This is a genomic window from Streptodolium elevatio (assembly GCF_053592165.1).
In genome coordinates, this window is record NZ_JBSFVE010000013.1 from 229706 (window position 1) to 247654 (window position 17949).

The 17949-nt window shown below is 70.8% G+C and carries 18 protein-coding genes and 1 tRNA gene; 8 read left to right on the forward strand and 11 right to left on the reverse strand.

The features are described 5' to 3' along the window. Positions 1-46: 46 nt before the first annotated feature. From ACWD12_RS24225 to ACWD12_RS24235, 3 genes are all read right to left on the reverse strand, one after another. Positions 47-1225, reverse strand: coding sequence for a hypothetical protein (locus ACWD12_RS24225; protein WP_450101287.1), 1179 nt, complete (start codon positions 1223-1225; stop codon positions 47-49). A gap of 9 nt (positions 1226-1234) precedes the next feature. Continuing rightward, positions 1235-1453 (reverse strand): hypothetical protein, encoded by a 219-nt coding sequence (locus tag ACWD12_RS24230; protein ID WP_450101288.1) that lies wholly within the window; start codon positions 1451-1453, stop codon positions 1235-1237. Between the two features lie 227 nt (positions 1454-1680). Continuing rightward, entirely contained in the window at positions 1681-2343 is a 663-nt protein-coding gene (locus tag ACWD12_RS24235; protein ID WP_450101289.1) for a TetR/AcrR family transcriptional regulator, read from the reverse strand. A gap of 421 nt (positions 2344-2764) precedes the next feature. Here ACWD12_RS24235 and ACWD12_RS24240 point away from each other — a divergent pair, with 421 nt between their 5' ends. From ACWD12_RS24240 to ACWD12_RS24250, 3 genes are all read left to right on the forward strand, one after another. Beyond that, positions 2765-3421, forward strand: coding sequence for a DUF6230 family protein (locus tag ACWD12_RS24240; RefSeq protein WP_450101290.1), 657 nt, complete (start codon positions 2765-2767; stop codon positions 3419-3421). A gap of 61 nt (positions 3422-3482) precedes the next feature. Next, a complete protein-coding gene (locus ACWD12_RS24245; protein WP_450101291.1) occupies positions 3483-4739 on the forward strand; it encodes a DUF6114 domain-containing protein in 1257 nt (418 codons plus the stop codon). Between the two features lie 273 nt (positions 4740-5012). Next, positions 5013-5933, forward strand: coding sequence for a hypothetical protein (locus ACWD12_RS24250; protein WP_450101292.1), 921 nt, complete (start codon positions 5013-5015; stop codon positions 5931-5933). On the opposite strand, the gene lepB is transcribed toward ACWD12_RS24250, so the two are convergent. Then, complete coding sequence (lepB, locus tag ACWD12_RS24255) at positions 5814-6569, reverse strand: signal peptidase I (protein ID WP_450101293.1); 756 nt, start codon at positions 6567-6569, stop codon at positions 5814-5816. The two genes, ACWD12_RS24250 and lepB, sit on opposite strands and share 120 nt — an antisense overlap. Before the next feature lie 268 nt (positions 6570-6837). Here lepB and ACWD12_RS24260 point away from each other — a divergent pair, with 268 nt between their 5' ends. Together ACWD12_RS24260 and ACWD12_RS24265 are read left to right on the forward strand one after the other, a co-directional pair. Continuing rightward, positions 6838-8013, forward strand: coding sequence for a CAP domain-containing protein (locus tag ACWD12_RS24260; RefSeq protein ID WP_450101294.1), 1176 nt, complete (start codon positions 6838-6840; stop codon positions 8011-8013). 108 nt (positions 8014-8121) lie between these two features. Next, positions 8122-8205: transfer RNA gene (locus tag ACWD12_RS24265), tRNA-Leu, on the forward strand. Between the two features lie 183 nt (positions 8206-8388). On the opposite strand, the gene ACWD12_RS24270 is transcribed toward ACWD12_RS24265, so the two are convergent. From ACWD12_RS24270 to ACWD12_RS24300, 7 genes are all read right to left on the reverse strand, one after another. Beyond that, positions 8389-9189 (reverse strand): recombinase family protein, encoded by an 801-nt coding sequence (locus tag ACWD12_RS24270; protein WP_450101327.1) that lies wholly within the window; start codon positions 9187-9189, stop codon positions 8389-8391. Beyond that, the gene (locus ACWD12_RS24275) at positions 9186-9848 is read right to left on the reverse strand and encodes a recombinase family protein (RefSeq protein WP_450101295.1); all 663 of its coding nucleotides are present in this window, start codon (positions 9846-9848) and stop codon (positions 9186-9188) included. Before ACWD12_RS24275 ends, ACWD12_RS24270 begins: the two co-directional genes overlap by 4 nt. Then, positions 9845-10081 carry a hypothetical protein gene (locus ACWD12_RS24280; protein WP_450101296.1) on the reverse strand — a complete coding sequence of 79 codons (237 nt, stop codon included), beginning with the start codon at positions 10079-10081 and terminating at the stop codon, positions 9845-9847. Before ACWD12_RS24280 ends, ACWD12_RS24275 begins: the two co-directional genes overlap by 4 nt. 229 nt (positions 10082-10310) lie before the next feature. Then, a complete protein-coding gene (locus tag ACWD12_RS24285; protein WP_450101297.1) occupies positions 10311-10832 on the reverse strand; it encodes an XF1762 family protein in 522 nt (173 codons plus the stop codon). Continuing rightward, a complete protein-coding gene (locus ACWD12_RS24290; RefSeq protein ID WP_450101298.1) occupies positions 10829-11752 on the reverse strand; it encodes a DNA methyltransferase in 924 nt (307 codons plus the stop codon). Before ACWD12_RS24290 ends, ACWD12_RS24285 begins: the two co-directional genes overlap by 4 nt. Beyond that, positions 11752-12075 carry a hypothetical protein gene (locus tag ACWD12_RS24295; protein ID WP_450101299.1) on the reverse strand — a complete coding sequence of 108 codons (324 nt, stop codon included), beginning with the start codon at positions 12073-12075 and terminating at the stop codon, positions 11752-11754. Before ACWD12_RS24295 ends, ACWD12_RS24290 begins: the two co-directional genes overlap by 1 nt. Positions 12076-13013: 938 nt before the next feature. Continuing rightward, positions 13014-13831 (reverse strand): IS5 family transposase gene (locus ACWD12_RS24300; RefSeq protein ID WP_450101300.1). Its coding sequence is split into 2 segments (ribosomal slippage): positions 13014-13489 and positions 13489-13831, totalling 819 coding nucleotides; the frame shifts between segments, so codons are not numbered across the junction. Positions 13832-14107: 276 nt separating this feature from the next. Here ACWD12_RS24300 and ACWD12_RS24305 point away from each other — a divergent pair. From ACWD12_RS24305 to ACWD12_RS24315, 3 genes are all read left to right on the forward strand, one after another. Then, the gene (locus tag ACWD12_RS24305) at positions 14108-15103 is read left to right on the forward strand and encodes a hypothetical protein (RefSeq protein WP_450101301.1); all 996 of its coding nucleotides are present in this window, start codon (positions 14108-14110) and stop codon (positions 15101-15103) included. A 131-nt stretch (positions 15104-15234) separates the two neighbouring features. After that, on the forward strand, positions 15235-15555 hold the full coding sequence (locus ACWD12_RS24310; protein WP_450101328.1) for a pilin: 321 nt from the start codon (positions 15235-15237) through the stop codon (positions 15553-15555). A gap of 242 nt (positions 15556-15797) precedes the next feature. Next, complete coding sequence (locus tag ACWD12_RS24315) at positions 15798-17927, forward strand: hypothetical protein (RefSeq protein ID WP_450101302.1); 2130 nt, start codon at positions 15798-15800, stop codon at positions 17925-17927. The last annotated feature ends 22 nt before the right edge of the window (positions 17928-17949 follow it).

The following is a 17949-nucleotide window of genomic DNA, read 5'->3' on the forward strand; positions in this document are numbered from 1 at the left end:
CGTGTCGGGCCGGCGGATGCCGCTCGGGGGTCTGCTGCGGATCCCGCTACGGGCCCTGCTGCGGATCCGGCTGTGGGTTCGGCTCTGGATCCGCCTTTGCACCTTGCTCCTCGTGCTGCACTGAAGCCTCGTCCTGGACCTGGAACGCTTCCAGCGCGAACACGCGTTCTTTTGCCGTGTCGTCCATGAGCTCGACCAGCGGGATCACCGCGTCCCACAAGTCCTGTTCCTGCACGGCCACCGCCATGCGGTCGAGGTCGGTGTCGTCCAACGCCCCGGCGGACTCGGCGACCAACTGCCTCGACTTCTCCGGCAGGACGTCGACCAGCGGAAGGAACTGCGACCACAGCCCGGTCGCGACGACGGCGCGGACGACGTCGGCGAGGATCTCCCGGGCCTGCAGCGAGGGCAGGACGGCGACCGCGCGGCGGTCGGCGTCGTCGAGCAGGGCGACGAGGGGGAGGAGTGCCTCCCACAGATGGTCGCGGTGGACCGCGCGTACCAGGGCGTCGAGTTGCTCGGTGTCCTGGCGCGCGGCAAAGCCGGCCATCTCGGCACGGCGTTGTTCTCCCACGAGGTTGGCCACCGCGAGCGCCTCTGCCCACAGCGCGCCGTCGGAGGCGGCCCGCACGACGTCGGCGAGCTTGTCCGGCGCCATCAAGCCCACGATGTGGTCGAGGCGTTCGGGCATGTCGACGAAGAAGCCGACGTGCAGGACCACGTCGTCGGCCACCTGGTCGAGGATGCGGCGCAGCGCGGGGTCGGACAGGTGGCCGACGAACCGGCCCATGGTGATGTAGTCGCCCTTCTTCGCCAGGACGACACCGATGCGGACGACCGTGTCCTCGTGGAGCCGTTCCACGAGATCGCGTACCCGGCGCGGGTCGAGGTGCGCGCACGAGTCGGCGACGAAGCCGATCGGGAGCTTCTCGATGATGTCGGCCGCGCGCGCCGGTTCGAGGCGCCCCGCGACGCGCGCCGCGAGCTTCGGGCCGAGCGCCTTCTGCGAGATCGTCGCCGCGATGGAAGTGGGGACCAGCTTGGTGGCCTTGGCGATACGGTCGAGCATGTCCGGCTGGTTGTCGAACAGGCCTGCGGTGACCTGCTCGCGGAAGCGGCGTACCTCGGACGCGGGGAGCGCGGCCAGGAAGGCCAGGCGCTCGGTGTCGGCGTCCAGGAAGCGGGCGATCTTCTCGACCTCGGCGCGGGTGCGGAGTGTGTCCATGCCGGTCACCTACCTGAAGAGAATGCGGCGGACGGGTCCGCGCGCGATCGCCGGGACCATCTTCAACGAATCCTCGGCGGCACGGTCGAGGCCTGCCGCCTGTTCCTCGCGGGCATGCCGCAGGGCGTCCGCCAGGAATTCCAGGTCTCGATCGTCGAGTTCGCAGAAGCGTTCCGTGGGTGGTGCGCCGAGTTCCGCCGTGAGTTTGTCCGCGGCTGTTGCAGCCATGATTCCTCCGGGCTTTGGTGGAGGGGGACTTGCGAGCGGTGGACGCGCGACTATGAACCTTGCAAGGACCTATTCCCGGTGTCAACAGTCACGGGGGAATCCGCGGGATTCGATGGGGTTCACCGGGATTCGATGTGCGGGAGAAGCGTTAGGGGTCGCGACTCGGGATCGTGCCTCGGCGCCGCAACTCGGGGGCGCAACTCGGGACGGTGCTTTCGGCGGGTGGCTCAGCCGTCGGCGGGCGGGGCTGGGTGGTCGGGCGCGAATCGCTCGATGGTGCGCAGAGTGTCGAGGAGTGCGGCCGCGAGCATCCTGAGGGCGAAGTCGCGTTCCATGTCGCGATGTTGGATCCAGTCGAGGGTGAAGCCTTCGACGTACGACAGCCAGCCGGTGAGTGCGGCGCGGGCGGGCGGAGCCAGTTCCGTGCGGCCGTACACGCCCTCGGCGATCGTGGACAGCAGGCGTTCGCGTACCCGGTCACGGATGGCCTGGACCTCCGTGTCGAAGCCGACGCCGCCGCTGACGATGGTGCGGTACGCCGCCTCGTGGCCCCAGGCGAAGCGCAGGTATCCGTCCAGGGTGTGCAACAGGCGCTCACGTGGCGGGAGTTGCCGCGCTCCCTCGGCGTTGCCGACCAGCTTGGAGACGGAGTCCTCGACCACGGCCAGGTAGTAGCCGCGCTTGCTGGCAAAGTAGTAGTAGATCAACCCTTTGGCGATGCCGGCGTGGTACGCGATGTCGTCGATCGACAGGGCATCGTAGGAGGTTCGGGCGAAGAGGCGGCGTCCGACGGCGATCAGCTCGGCGCGGCGCTCCTGCGAGCGAGGGGAGTCGCCGGCCCGGCCGGATGCCTTCGGCGACCTGCCCGGCGGCTGTTGACTTTTGTTCAAAACGGGCCCTAGTCTGCGGATACGAGACGACGCCTGCATTGTGCCAGAGGAGTCGCCCCGCGTACGGCGCGAGTTGCGGCTGCCCGGTAATTCCGGCCGACGTCGGACGGGCTGTCGGGCAAGGCCGGGAACGGCAATTCGGTGCGGCCGCGTGCGTCATTCCGCGGTCGAATGCAACGGCGGTCCAATCCTGCCCGGAATTCTCGATATCGGTGAGTTGCGGGCGCCTGCATTCTTCGGTCCGTGGGGTCGAATCCGTGGGGCCCGAGCAACACTCCGTGGATAAAGGCCACTTCGTGGCGCCCGGTTGCCGGCGAGATGCAACTGCGGCACCGCAGCACTCAGTACCCGAGAGCAACCAAGCACCCCTGCGCGACCCGGGATACGGCCAGATCTACGGGAACAACGGGAGGTACCAGACGTGATCGGTTACAGCGGCTCGGTGTTCGACCGAGTCACCGCGAAGTTGAGGATCGACGAGGACGCGGTCGAAGGCGGCACCAGCTGGCGGCGTTCCGTGGCGGTCGGCGTGCCGGCCATCGTCGCGATCGGAGCCATGACGGCGGCGATGGCTCAGGGGGCGCTGGCCGCATCGTTCGCGGTGTCGGGCACGAGTTTCCAGGTGAGTTCGGGGAAGCTGACGAGTGATGGTCTCGCGTCGTACGTGGGAACCGACACCGACATCAGCGGCACCGGGCATCCGGTGTCCCTGCTCGCCATCGGCGACGCGACCCTCAGCGACATCTGCCAGGCTGCGCGCGTCAAGACGCCGCTCGGCGACGTCGTCTTCAAGCTGACGGCGGGCGGACAGGCGGGCGAAGTCACCGCGAAGAACTTGGTGATCGACGCCGAAGACCTCGTCGGAGACGCCGAATTCGGTGTCGTCGAGATCGGGCGCGACGCCTCGACGCTCGACAAGGTGCAAGGCGCCAAGGGTGATCCGGGAGCGTTCGGCCTCCAGGCCGGCCAGGTCACCGTGTCCGGTGTGCAGTCGCACGCCTGGGCGGCCACCGGCGGCGACTTCAAGCTCAAGGGCTTGCGGGTCACGGTGACGCTGGGCGGCAAGGGCTGCTTCTGACGTACGTGCGTTCTTCTTGAGTGTCCGTGTCGGGCCTACGTGTTCGGACGCATGTGTTCGCATGTGCGCGTTCGGCGGGCGACCGACGCGGATCCGGCGTACCCCCATCGAGAAGGAGCGGCTCGCCGTGCAACCGGGACCGTGGCTCGACCGACACCTGCCGTTTCCGAAGGAGCGCCGGGCGCTGCGCCGTTGGCGTCGTACGCGACCGTTCTGGGGCGGTGTCTACCTCATCGCGGGCGGCTTGGAGATCATGCTGATCCCGATGTCGCCGTTGTCGATCCTCATCACGTTGGGCGTGGGCGGACTTGCGGCGCTGGCCATCGGGTCCGTGCTTGTCTTCGCCGGCCTGTGCTTGTGGTTCCTTCCCGCGCAGAGGCACTTCGTGTCGCTGGTGGCATTGGTGGCCTCCGTCGTGTCGTTCGCCGCGACCAACCTGGGCGGCTTCCTGGTGGGCATGGCCCTTGGGGTGCTGGGGAGTTCGATGGGGTTTGGATGGCGTAACAAGAAGCATCACGGTGGTTCGGCGGGGCTGGGCGAGTACGCGTCGGGTCCGGATGATGCTGCGTCAGGTGATGGGCCTGGCACGGGTGATCGCGCTGCGGGGGCGGGTGCGGCGGGTGCGGCGGGTGACGGTGGCGTCGCGAATGGCGGTGATGGCGCGGCCGGTGTGGGCGGTGCCGGGGCGGGCGGCGCGTCGGACGGATCGCTGCCGGGCGAGCGTACGTCCAAGCGGCGTGGCGGGCCGGGGGAGGGGCGCGCCGGTGCCGCGGGGGTGGCATTAGCCGTACCGCTGCTGCTGGTTGCCGCGAGCCTGGGGCCGGGGGCGGGGAAGGCGGTCGCGTCCGACACGGGGTGCGGGCGGGGTGGGGAGTGCGTACGGCCGACCTTGGCCGCGGTGTCGGAGGCGGTGACCGTCGGGTCGAACCCCCCTACGGTGACGTCGAGTTTCTTCGCGCCGATCGGGTTCGCCTTCGCCGGTGTGACCGAGGTGCCGACCGTGGGCGGGGCGCGGCGGGTGCTGGTGCTGCGGATGAACGCGGCGAGTTTGCGGGACTACCGGCTGCGGACGCGTGACGGGGGACCGGTGTATGCGATCGACGCGGACCAGCTTGACCTGAACGGCGATGTGACGATCTATGTCACGCGGCTGTACGGGTGTATCGAGGGGCTGATCTGCCTCACGTTCTCGGCGGAGGGGTTGCCGCTGCCGCCGATCATTCCGCCGTTCGTGTTCATGACGCGGGTGGAGGCGGAGCAGGCGTTGGTGACGGCGGATCGGATCGGCACGGACAATCTGGCGATTCGCGCGGGCTGAGGGTGGTCCCGGTGCCATCCGCGCGCACGCACACGCCCACAGCCGGGCGCACGCTCACGCCCATCGCGACCCGCGCGCCCGTCCCCACCCCACCGCACGTCCGCCGTTCGCCCCCACCCCCACCCCCCACCCCCACCCCTCCCCACCGCACACACGTAGGCATGTGACCCCGGTGATTTGGAGTTCCGGCCTCACCCCGCGTGTGGCTCGAGCCGCGAACGCTCTCGCGTACCCGATCCGACCACCAGACAGCCCCGAGCACGGGAGCCACCGATGATCCCGATCCAGGCGGTCCTCTTCTTCTCCTACGCGCTCGGGGCGACGTTCGCGCTCGCCGCCGCTCGGCAGTTGCAGGCGTGGGAACGCCGTCCACTGCCGGACTCCGAACAGGAGCCGGTCATCGCGGTGCGCGCCCGCGCGATGACCGCCAACCCGTACTTCGTCTCCACCGTGCTCTTCGCCGCGATACTCGTTGCGCCGCCTGGTCTGTTCCTACTGTGGCAGAACCCGGCGTGGGGCACGATGCACGTCACTCCGGAGCATGACGGGCTCTGGGCGGGATTCGTACTGATGTTCTCCGGGGGCGTCCCCGTCGCCGCGATCCTGGGCTTCTGGGCCTCCCGCGCGCTCGCCCTCATCGGTGCCGGCTACTGGGCGTTCCTGCAGGTCGTGGCCGCGTACTTCCTGCTCTTCGGCACGCTGATCCACGGCTGGGACGGCCGCGGCTACCAGCGTGTCCTGAGCACCAACCCCGGAGAGTTCAACGGCTGGCCGTCCGACCAAGTGGCCAATAACGTCTCGCACTTCGCGACGTCCGGGACGTTCCTGGCCCTCCTCTTCCTCGGCGGCCCGGTGATCATGCTGATGCTCATGACCGAGATCAGCTGGCTCTACGAGGGCTGGCGGCTCCCCGGCGCCGACGCCGACCGCAAAGTGCCGCGCATCGTCGCCCTCGCCATCGCGGCCGCCGGCGTACACGCCATGCCGTTTCTCGGAGCCCTGTACGCGAGCCTGCTCGTCCACGCGACCGGCTGGTGGATCGGTCTCGCCGTCTTCACCGCGACCGTCGGGCCGCTACTCCTCTGGAAACGCTCGCCCGTGCGGTGGCTGTACGGCCTGGTCGGCATCCCCACCCGCCACTGGCGCGACCCCGTCCTGTCGCCAACTCCCGCGATTGCCAGGCCGATTCGCTAGAACATGCGTGATGACCCCGACCGTACCGGCTGCCAGATTCAGCATCAGCCCCGCCGCGGCCACCACCGCCAGCGCCACCGCAAGCCCGGTCGACGAGCCGCCGCCAGGCAGGCCCGCCGCCGCGAACACCGCGGCACCCTCGACCGGTCCTTGGTGCGAGAGCGGCAATATGACGCGTTCGACCCGCCCCACGACGTCCTCACGCGCGATGGTGCCCCCGAAGGCGTCGCCCACGTGCGCGCGGGAGTCGTACGACGTCGTCCTGGCGTCGCCCAGCACGAACAGCCGCCCGTTCGGCACCTTCACCTCGAACGCGACCCGCGAGGGGCTCATCCCATCCGCGAGGTAACTCTCGTACACCGAAAACCCGTTCACGCTCACGCGCCCCGCGCCGTCGCAGCACGCGACGACGTCCCCGCCGACCCCGACCACGCGCTTCACGAAGTCCTCGCCGCCGGCGCCGCGCGACCAGCCGTCGGCCGAGAACACCACGACGTCCCCGCGCGTGACGTCGTCGCCGCCCCCCTCGCGTACCAGGAGCCGGTCGCCCTCCCGCAGCGTCGGCTCCATCGACCCGGACGGGACCGCGTACGTGCGGTACATAAAGAACGCCAGTACCAATGGGACGACCACCATTACCGCCCCGAGCCCGTGGGCAACCCCAAGCCACCGCCGGCGCGCGGCCCCCCGTACCGTCACGCCGCCCCCACCTCCGCGTCGCGGCCCGTAGTGAAGACGCTACCGACCACACCCGCTGCTGAACAGGGGTCAACAGCCGCCCGCGGCACACCGCACCGACGCGGCCGCGTGAACGTCCCGAGCCTTTCGAACGTTGTCCCCTTCGTGGCCGACCGCTCATCGGCTACAACACAGGTGTGACTTCTCGGAACGGAGTGGGCGGACGATGACCAACCTGGCCCCGGGTGCCAACCTCGCACTGCCGGACGGCGCACTGACACTCCGTGTGCCCGGCCCGTACGACCTGTCCCTCCTGATCACCGACGACTCCGGCCGCGTCCGCGACGACGCCGACTTCGTCTTCTTCAACCAGACGACCGCGCCCGGCGTACGCCTCCAAGGCGACACCGCCTCCGTGACCCCCCGCTCCCTCCGCCCCGGGGCCACCCGCGTCACCCTCGTCGTCAGCCCGGCCGACCCCGCGACCCGCCTCGGCAACCTCCCGACGCCGAACCTCACCGTCACCGACACGCGCGGCACCCCGGTCGCCCGCTTCACGCCGCACCCCGTCAACCACGAGACGGTCCTGCTCCTGGCCGAGCTGTACGCCCGCAACAACGCGTGGAAGATCCGCGCCCTCGGCCAGGGCTACGCCGACGGCCTCGCCGGGATCGCGCGCGACTTCGGCGTGGACGTCATCGACGAGCCGGCGCCCGCCGCCGCGCCCGCGCGTACGCCGCCCCCGCCCCGCCCGCACACCCCCGCCCCGCCTCGCCCGCAAACCCCGGCCCCGGCCCGCGCGGCCGCCCATCCCTCCGCCCCGCCCCTGGCCCCCATGCCACCCGCCGACGGCAGCAACCCCTTCGGCCCCCGCCCCACCCCCGCCGCAGCCCCGCCGCCGGGCTTCCCCACAACCTCCGCCCCGTTCCCCTCCCAACCCACATCCCCCGCTCCGCCCCCACCCTTCCCTCCCGCCTCAGCCGACATCACCCGCTTCCGCTCCGAAGTGATCGCCCTCACCAACGCCGAACGCGCCAACCACGGCATGGGCTCCCTCTCCGCCGAGCCTCACCTCACCCAGGCGGCCCAGGCCCACAGCGACGACATGGCCGCCCGCGACTACTTCGACCACGCAAGCCTCGACGGCCGCCAGCCCGCCGACCGCGTACGCGCCACCGGCTACGACTACAGCCGCGTCGCCGAGAACATCGCCGCAGGTCAGCCCACCCCCGCCGAGGTCGTCCAGGGCTGGATGAACAGCCCGGGCCACCGCGCCAACATCCTGACCCCGGAACTCACCCAGATCGGCATCGGCATCGCCCACGGCGGCTCGTACCGCATCTACTGGACCCAGGTCTTCGGCACCCCCCTCGTCCGCCTCCCCGGCGTCGCCTACCGCTGACCCCGCGAACCACCCACCCCCCACCCGCCCCGAATACCGCGTCGCAGGCACCGTCCGAATCTTGGTATCGTTACTCCAGACAACGCGGCCCCAGGCCGCAGCAGTCACGTCCGGGTGGCGGAAATGGCAGACGCGCTAGCTTGAGGTGCTAGTGCCCGAAAGGGCATGGGGGTTCAAGTCCCCCCTCGGACACTTTCACTACGCACATAGTTGGTGCTGGCCGGGTCTCGGCCAGCACCTTTCGCGTTTCGTGCTCGTAGGTGAGGCGCAGTCCGAGGGTCTTGTAGATCTCGGCTTTGCCGGTGGGGTCGGCGTGGCGGATCACGGTGAGCATGCCGCCGAGGATGTCGATCAGGGCGCGGATCTCGTCGCGGCTCATACGCCCGTGGTTCCGGTGCTCCCCGGTGATCCGGGCCAGTTCGTATTCGGCTGCTGCGCGTTCCTTCTGGACGTCGCGGCTCCATGTGGTGACGAGGTGGGGGTAGGCGCCGCTTCTAGGGCGGCGCGGTGGCGGGAGAGTTTGCGGTCGCAGTCGGCGAGGGTCTGGCGGGCGGCTTCGACGCGGAGGTCCCGGTCGGGTTGGGCGGCTTCGAGCGCGGTCAGGACGTGCCGGATCCGGTCGGGCGCGAACGCGGTCGCGAGCCAGGCGTCCAGCGGCGGGAGGACGGCGTCCTCGCGGACGTAGACGGTGCGGGGGTGGTCGATCGTGTTGGCCAGGGCGTATTCGCTGGGGAAGCGGCAGCGGTAGTGGGCGGTGCCGTTGTTCCAGTTGCCCTGCATGCGCCGTCCGCACGAGGAGTGGAACATCCTTCCTTTGAGCGCGTAGGGGTGCCGGGTGCGCACGGCGCGGCCGGTGGAGGCGGCGTTGCGGGCGTGGAGGCGCTGTTGGACCTGTCGGAAGAGGTCTTGGCTGACGAGTGCGGGGTGGGCCGGGGTGTCGGAGTACACCCAGGCTTCTTGGGGGTTCCAGGCGAGTTTGGTCTCGTGGCCGAGGGCGACGTCTTCGACGTCGAGGAGGCGTTCGTGTTTGCGTTGCTTGTTCCAGACTTCGTGGCCGGTGTAGCGGGGGTTGGTGAGGATCGCTCGGACCGCGCCTTTGGCCCAGGCGACGCCGCTGCGGTGCGGGTTGCGGGCGCGGTCGTAGGCGGACGGTGAGGGGACGCCGTCGCGGGTCAGGCGCTCGGCGAGGCGTGGATCCCGGTGCCGGAGAGGTAGTCGGCGAAGATCTGGGCCACCACAGGGGCGGTGACGGGGTCGGGTTCGAGGCGGTGCAGGCGGCGGCCGTCGGCGGCCTTGGCGGGGTTGGGGTGCGGTCCGGCGTCGGCGAGGCGGTAGCCGTAGGGCGGGCGCCCGCCGAGGTAGCGGCCCTCGATCTTGGCTTGGGCGGTCATGGCGGCGCGGACGCGGACCTTGATGCGTTGGCGTTCGGCTTTGCTCATGCCTCCGAACACGGACATCACCAGGTCGTGGGCTTCGGACTCGGGGTCGATCGCGCCGCCGACCTCGGGGACCCACATCTCGACGCCGTAGTGCACGAACACCGGGTAGGTCAGGCCGAACTGGTTGCCGTAGAACGCGCGTTGCGGTTCGCCGATCACGACCGCGTCGAACCCGCGGTTCGGGTCCTTGAGCGCGTCCAGCAGCGCCGCCGAGCGCGGGCGCCGCTTCCACGGGAGGGCTCGGGTCTGGGCGATGTCGAAGTACTCGGCGACGATCACCCCGCCGACCGGTTCGATGAGCGCCTGCGCCCGGTTCAGTTGCCAGTTCCGTGACGCGACGGGGTCCTGCTGGTCTTCGGTGGAGACCCTGCCGGCGAACGCGAATGGCTTCGTCATGCCGCCTTCCTTTCGGGGGAATCGGTGGCGTCTTGGTCGCCGGCCCGCTGCTGCGCGTCGAGGAGTATCCGCAGCAGCGCTGCGGCGACCGGGGGTGTGATCACGGGTGGCTGGTCGGGAGGGATGACGGTGACCTGGTGCTCACCGGGTGGCGTGGTGGCGCTTGCGTTGCGGAGAGCAGAGTCCGGGGGAATTGCCGGGTCGGGGTCCGGTGCGGGAACAGACGGGGTCATGGGATCCTCCGGGCGAGGCGAACCTGACGTGCGGGGCGCCGCCTGCCGCTCGGTCAGCGGGTCCCGGCCAGCGCGTCACAGGACGCGCGGAGCCGGGAAAAGAGCTGGTCACGGCCCTGAAACCGCCGGTCGAGCTGCGAGTGTAGCGACGTGGGGGCTGAACTCAAGCGGATTGGGGCTGCGGGTGCGTGCCGGGGCTGAACAAGCCCGGCGGGGCTGGCAATTGCCGTCACGCGGCCCGCAACTCGGGCCCGTCGAGGACCGGTTCCGGGCGCGGTTCGGCATCGGCGGCCCGGTCGGGGTGTCGGGTGATCTCCCAGCGGGTGCGAGCCACGGCCCGCTCCTGCGGTCGGCGGGGGCGTCCGGTCCGGGTCCACCCGTGGTGCGGGGCGAGTTCGGCAACGGCGACGAAGCCCGCCGCGCGCAGGCCCGCCCCGGACTCGCCGGCTTCCGTATAGCTGATCAGCCGGCGGTAGCCCAGCGCACGCGCAGCACGCCACGCGGCCCCGTACAGCTTCGAGTTGGCGTTGCGCGTGCCGTCCGTACACGTGCGGGTGACCTCCAGCGTGAGGCCGTCGTCCAGCAGCCGGGCCACCGGACGACCGACCACCGCCACCCCGACCACCCCATCGGGTGCGGCCACCCCGAGCGCGAACTTCATGCCCTGGGGCGGCCGGTGGTGCCGGTGGTGCGCGGTGATGAACGCGCACGCGTCACGGAAATGCATCGGCACGATCGTCAAAGAACTCATGCTGCCGCCAGCTCCCTCGCGTCCGCCGCGGACCACACGACACCGCGACCAGTGACCGGTGGCCAGAACGGGAACAGCACCCGGCCTTCCGCGCCGGCGGTGTCCGCATGACGGAAGACGAACACGTCGCAGTGGGCGGCAACGGCCACCGGATACCCGGTCACGCGCTCCCGCACTGCGGCGAATCGGCGCGGTGCCAGGGAATGGTCGACGGCGCGGCGTCGGCCGTGCGGCTTTGCGGTGAGCGCGACGATTTGCCGGTCCGGGCGGAATCCGGCGGCGCGGCCCGCACTCAGCACGCATCCGGGAAGGTCCAGGAACTCGAAGCGGTGCCGCAGGGGTTGCGCGGCGACGACCACGTAACCGCCGGGCCGCACCAGGGGTTGGCACCACGTCAACAGCCGGGTGAGATCGTCGCGAATCCGCTCCTCGGCCGACCCGCCGGGGGACGGATCCGGCGCATTCGTTCCTGCCGGGCCCGGTTCATCACCTGCCCCCGTTGGTGGCGACGGGGCGGGGCGTACGACGGTCAGGACCAGCGCGGCACGCCCGGCCAAACCCTCAGTCGCGGTGTCGGCGACGTTGCGAGGTCCGGCGTCGAGGACCATGCCGTCGCCGTCGGCCGCGGCGCGCTTCGCGCCGGTCACGTTGGCGCGGGCGATCCTCCACCATCGGGGGTCGGTGGTCGCGCCCACCGCATGACGTCCGGCATGCAACGCCTCGACCAGGACGGTCCCGGCGCCGCAGTCCGGGTCCAGCACGGTGCTACCGGGCCGGGTGTACCGGGCGATTACGCGGGCAGCGACCGCCGATGGGATCCCTGCCGTGTCGTCGCCTGCCCCGGCGAAACAGCCTCGTTCCGTGAACAGGCGGGACCGGTCCCGCCTACCGGTCGCCCAGACCTCCAAATTCAGGGACATCACGCCACCCCGCAGTCGGTAGGTCGCCACGCCGCCGCAGTGGCGAACAGCAGGAGTTCAGCCCGGACGCGCAACCTGGACTCGTCGGAGCCTCGCTTCGCGGCGTTGGTCGATGCCGGGCCGGACACCACGATCAGGCGATCGTGATACGCGAGCCCGATGCCGCGCAGCTCGACGATCAGGCGTCCGAGGGGATCCGGCGATGCCCCGGCACGGTCACTGTGGGTGATGAGTATGAGGAGGCCGGGCTGCGCGATCAGGCGGTCCCAGGACACCGCTGCGAACCATGCGGTCGGGTCGGGGTCCACCGCGGCGATCACCACATCGAACCGGTCCGGACCGCTCGGAAACCGGGCCGAGTCCGGACCGACCGCTGGGTCGGGACGCTGACTCGGCCCGGTCTGTCGACGGACCGGCCGAAGTCCGGGAACGGACTCCGGCACCGGAACTGACGGTGCGTCGGCGGGAGCCTCGGCCGCAGTGTTGGGGTCGAGGATCCACATGCGGACTGCGCGGTGGAGTCCGGGTACGGTCCCGGCCTCCTGGTGCAGTCCGCCGACCATGGCCGGCGCGGGGTGCGGAGAAATCACGAGAACGCGATCATCGGAACGCGTGTACATCGTCGCGATGTTCGCAAGCGTCGTGTGGAGCCATTCGGAGCCTGGGCGGGCGGTGTCGTGGTGGCGAGGTTCGGCGGTCCACCACACGGTGCCCGGGCGGGGCGGGCGTCCGGAGCCCCGGCGGGTGCGCGGGGGCCGGGCGTGTCGCGGACGGGGCGGGGCCGGGTCGTCCGCGCCGGAATCGTCGGGGCTGGAACGCCGGTGCAGTGGCGGTGTCATGCGTTGCTCCGAGGTCTCGGCACGAGAAGGTCGGACACAACAGAAGGCGGGCTGTGGGCTCAAGTTGGACACACGAGTCCGCGGGGTCGGCCCGGCACACCGGCCGCAGTCGCCGTATGGGGAGCAGCGTTTTCGCTGTTCACGCGCTCGCCCCGCGGTGGTGGCGAATGAAGTCCGGGGGTCAGCGCGAAGAATCCAACGCGCGGACGCTGCTCCACCTACTAAAAACTTCTCTAGCCGTTATCGGAATCTCGTCCGGCTGGTCGTCGGAAGAATCTCGGGAACGGCGGGCAGGCACGACGGTCGGCCTGCTGCGGGTCACGTGCCGACCCGTTTTTGGATTATCGCGGGTTCTCTGCGCGGCTGCGGAACATGCGGATCCTGACGCTTCTCTGCCCCGGTTCGGCTACTAAGACCATGTCCTACGTGGTGTGGCGGCGGAGTCGTTTGAAGCAGATGAGTGCTGCCGCGAGGGTGAGGAACGCGAGGAACAGGTCGGATTTGCTTTCGTAGCGGATGGTCAGGCGGCGGTAGCCGGTCAGCCAGGAAACGGTGCGTTCGACGGCCCAACGGTGGCGACCCAAGCGCTGGGAGGTGTCGACACCTTTGCGGGCGATCCGCACGCCGATCCGCCGGCCGCGCAGCCACTTCCGCAGCGGCGGGTTGTCATACGCCTTGTCCGCGTGCAGTTTGCCCGGTTTCCACGGTCGGCCGCGGTGCGGGTCGTGCTTGGCCAGGAGTGCTTCGACCAGGGGCTTCAAACCGTTGCTGTCATGGCAGTTGCCCGCCGAGACCCCAATGACGAGGGGCAGCCCGGCCCGGTCGGACAGGACATGCAGCTTGGAACCAGGCTCGCCCCGGTCCACGGGACTCGGGCCTGTGAGTTCGCCCCCTTTTTCGCGCGGACATGCGCGGTGTCCACCAGGACCCGGGACAGATCCACCAACCCGGCGTCCGCAAGGAGTTCACGCAGCCTGCGGTGCAGCCGACCCCACAGTCCGGACTCGGACCAGATCGTGAAGCGCCGGTGCACCGTCGACTTCGACGCCCCGAAACACGGCGGCAGATGCCGCCACGCACACCCCGACGTCAGCACGTACACAACTGCCGCGAACACCGCCTCGTCATCGATGTTCGCCGTCCCGCCACCCTGCGGACGCACCCGCGCCGGCGGCAACAACGGCTCCACGACCTCCCACAACCCGTCAGGAACGATCCAGCCCCACCCCGAACTCCCCATGACACATCAACGAGCTCGCAGCCACATAGGACACGGTCTAAGAAGCACTCAAGGAACGACTAAAAATGCAGGTCGGAGCCTGATCTCCAGCCTCGACAAGCTACGCAGCAGGTGGGGTGGGCCGTGCCTGCTGGCTTCACTTCCGCAGAACTGGCGATCGTTCTCGGATTCCCCCTCGGCGCCTTGAGGTTTCTTTGTTTCCTTCTTGTCTTTTTCTTGTGGCAGCCCTGCATTCCTGGGTGGGTCGTTTTCCCGAAGCCGAGGAGCTGCCTCCCGATGACCACACAAAACCCCCGCCCTACGGCGTATCCGCCGGGCGAACCCCAATCCCCGCTGGACATGGCCCGCACCGCTTTCGCACTGCTGGTCACCGGGCCTGCGCCGCTCGCGGTGGACGGACGGGCCTTCCCCCACCTGCCGGGCCGGAAGATTCCCCTGGACGAGCTTCGGGACCGGCTGCTGTTGCGCCGCTGCCCGCTGGAGACCCGCGACGCGGCGTGGGCGCACCTGGTCACGCGGTCTCGGACGGAGGGCGCGGCGTGGACGGTGGCGTGCGTCGGGATGGCGCTGCCGGCGCTGATACCGCTGGGCCGGTGGATGGCCGACCGCTACCCCGGTGAGCCGTGGGACGTCCACGCCGAAGTGCTCACCGGGTTCCTGCGCGGCCTCGCGTGGGTGGATCTGGACCGTCCCGGGATCATGGTGCGGCTGCGCTGGGCGGCGTTCCGCGCCGGGCACAGCGCGTTGTACGAGGCGTTGGACGCGCCGACGCCGATCGCGCCCGGCTTCCGGTCGTTGCCGCCGCCCCCGCCGTGGGGGCACCCGGATCTTGTGCTGGCGCGCGCGGTCCGCTGGGGAGTCGTGACCCGGACCGAGGCGGACCTGATCGGGACCACCCGTCTGGACCAGGTCCCGATCACGGACTGGGCAGCGACCCAGCACACCACCACCGCCGCGGCGTACAAGGCACGCAGTCGCGCCGAACGCCGGTTGGTCGCGTTCCTGCGCGACGAGGTCCGCGACGCGGACGCGGACGACCCGGTCGCCTCCCGCGTCCAGGCGGACCTCGCCCCCAACGGGGAGTCCGCAACGCGCATCAGCGTGGCGCACGCGGCGCGGTCACGGTCTGTGACCCCCGGGCGGGCGTCGGGGCTCGCGGCGACGGCAGGTCGTGTGTCGAACGGAGCCCTCGAACGGGGCCTTTCTCTTCGCGGAGGATCCACAACCTCCGCACGGCCCACACCTGTTCCGGAGGCCCGCCGATGCGCGTGACACGTATCCGCCCCCTCGACCGCCTGCGGCGCCGCGCCGCCGAGAGGACCACCAGCCGCGGCCGTTGGGAAAGGCGCCGCCGCGGGGCTGGTTCCCGTCGGGGAGCCGTGGCCCGCGTCGCGGTCTTGACTGTGCTGCTGGTGTTCGCGAGTGCTGCTCCGGCGTTCCCCGCGAACGACATCCCGACCGTGATCAACAACACGAGGAACTGGATCGTCGGGATCCTCGCGGGCCTCGCCACGTTGTTCCTGACGATCGGCGGCTTGCGCTACGTCATGGCCGGCGGCGACCCCGGGGAGGTCGAGAAGGCCAAGGCCGCGCTGCGCGCCGCGGCGATCGGCTACGCCCTGGCGATCCTCGCGCCGGTGCTGCTGGAGATCCTTCAGGGCATCGTCGGCACCGACCCGGCGCAAACCCCCGCGCCGCCACCGCAAGAAGCCCGGGACGCATGATGCGAGGCGGGCCGAGGAAGCACCGCGCACAGTCGGTCGTGCGGTGCCGGATCCTGGTGCTGCTGGTCGCGGCCGTGGCGGCGGGTACGGTCGCAGCGGCGCCGTCGGCTGCCGCCATGCCGATCACGTCCGGGCCCACCGTGGTGGCTGCGCCACAGGAACCGACCCCCGGCCCGCCCACACCGTCCCCGTCCGGCGAGGCGCCGCCGGATCCGGGGGCATCCCCGCCCGTGCCCGTGCCCGTGCCTGCGACTGTGCCGCCGGGCGGTACGCCGCAGGTCCCGCCCGGGGTGTCGCCGTATGGTCCGGCGGCGTGGTGGAACCCGGCTGACTGGGACTGGAGTTGGGCCGACGACGCGTTCGGGTGGATTCCCGGGGTGCCGGGCGGCCCGGACATCCCCAACCCGCTGGATCTGCCGAAGCTGCTGTGGAACGCGCTGGGCATGATCCTGGGGATGCTGCTGCGGCAGATGACGCAGCCGCTGTTCGACATCCTCGGCAAGACCCTCCTCGCGACCCCGGATGTCGCGGCCAATGGCCCGGTCCACGACCTGTGGCAGCGCAACCTCGTTCTGGCGGTGAGCGTCTACGGCCTGCTGATCGTCGGTGGCGGGGTGCTGGTGATGACGCATCAGACCGTCCAGACCCGGTATGCCGCCAAGGACATCGCCCCGCGGATCGCCCTCGGTCTGATCGCCGCTGCGACCTCGTTGGAGGTGATGTCACGCCTGATCGCGTTGGCGAACGCGTTGAGCCAGGAGATCGTCGGCTCGGGTCTGGACGCCGCGGGGCTGGCGCAGGCGCTGATGGCGTCCATGATCAGGGTGGCTGGCGGGCCGCTGTACCTGGTGGTCATGGGCCTGGTCGGGCTCGTCCTGCTCGTCGGGGTGCTGCTCGGGTTCGTGGTCCGTGTGGCGTTGGTGATGCTGCTGGCCGCGAGCGCTCCGCTGGCGCTGGCGTGCCACGCAACTCCGCTCACGGACCCGCTGGCGCGATTGTGGTGGCGGGCGTTCATCGGTGCGCTGGCCATTCAGGTCGCGCAGTCGATCACGTTGATCACCGCGCTGCGTGCGTTCTACGCGCAGGGGAACACGGTGTTCGGTTTCCCCACCACGGACGGCCTTGGGGCAATGCTCACTGGTCTGGCGCTCTTCTGGATCCTGCTGAAGATCCCCGGGTGGGCCGGGCGCATCATCCTCCAGGGGACGCCCATCCAAGGTCCGCGGCTCGGTGGCTTTATGCTGCCGTTCCTCCTTGGACGCCGCCTCGGGCCTGGCTTCCGGCCTCGCGGCGGGGGCCTGGGTGCGTTGCGCAGGTTTGCCTGGGGCGGGCCCCGCGGAGGCGGCGGCCCGCAACCCCGGCGAGGCGGAAATCCCCGCCGCGGGCCAGGCGGTGGTGGCCGCAACCCCGGCGGGGGCGGAGGTCCGCGCCGCAGGCCCGGTGGTGGCGGTAACCCCGGTGGCGGTGGTCCGCGCCGCGGGCCGGGGCCACAACCGGGTCAGGGCGCGAACGGCCCCGTGCCGCAGCGACGTTGGCACCAACTGTGGGGCGGTGGAGGACAACACCGGCGACCTGGACCCGGCGAGTGGGGGCACGGTGACCAGCGCCCGTGGGACCGCCCCAGCCGGCGCACGCTGCGCACCGGCGGTGCAGGCCCGGCCCACCGGCGTACGCCCAACGGACCGGCCACACCGCCACAACCGCCACCACCCGTCCCCCCAGCGCCACCGCTCCCGCCCTCTACCGGCAACGGACCGCGACGGACCGGCTCCGGTCCTGCCGCCGGTCCGCCCTCCCGGGTCGGCAGCGGCGGCGCCGCGACCACCAGCGCCGGACACGTCCGCACGCCGACAGGCAACCCGCAGGGCAGGAAAGGCGCGCAGCCTAACCAGCAAGGAACTCACGGGCCGCACAGGACGCGCACGCCACGGACCGGCGCCTCCAGTCCGGGCGCTCCGGCAACCCGTGCACCGAATCCGCAGCCGGGGCAGTCTCTTTCCGCGAGGGCCCGTGGACAGGGCGCGGGGACCCCGCCGCCTCCGACATCTGCGAGGAGGCCGGGGCAGCGCAGCACCCCCGGGCAACCGCGAACGGGCCCGGCTCGGCCCCCGCGGGCGCAGCGCCCCATCCCGCCTGTGGCGAACACGGCTCAAAGCGGCACCAGTTCGCCACCATCACCGCCCCCACCGCAGTGGCGTTCGCTGCCACCAGCGCAGCGCCAGATCCTGCGGCGCCTGCGCTACACCCCGGCCGGGGTGCCGCTGTCGCCGCCGCCGAACTACCCGCTGCGCGGCCCGGTCCCGCGGGCGTGGCTGTCGCCCGCCGCCGGCGGCCCGTCGATGCGGATCCGCCCCTCACTCGACAACGAGTGAGACCCCTGAACGGAGGTGAAAG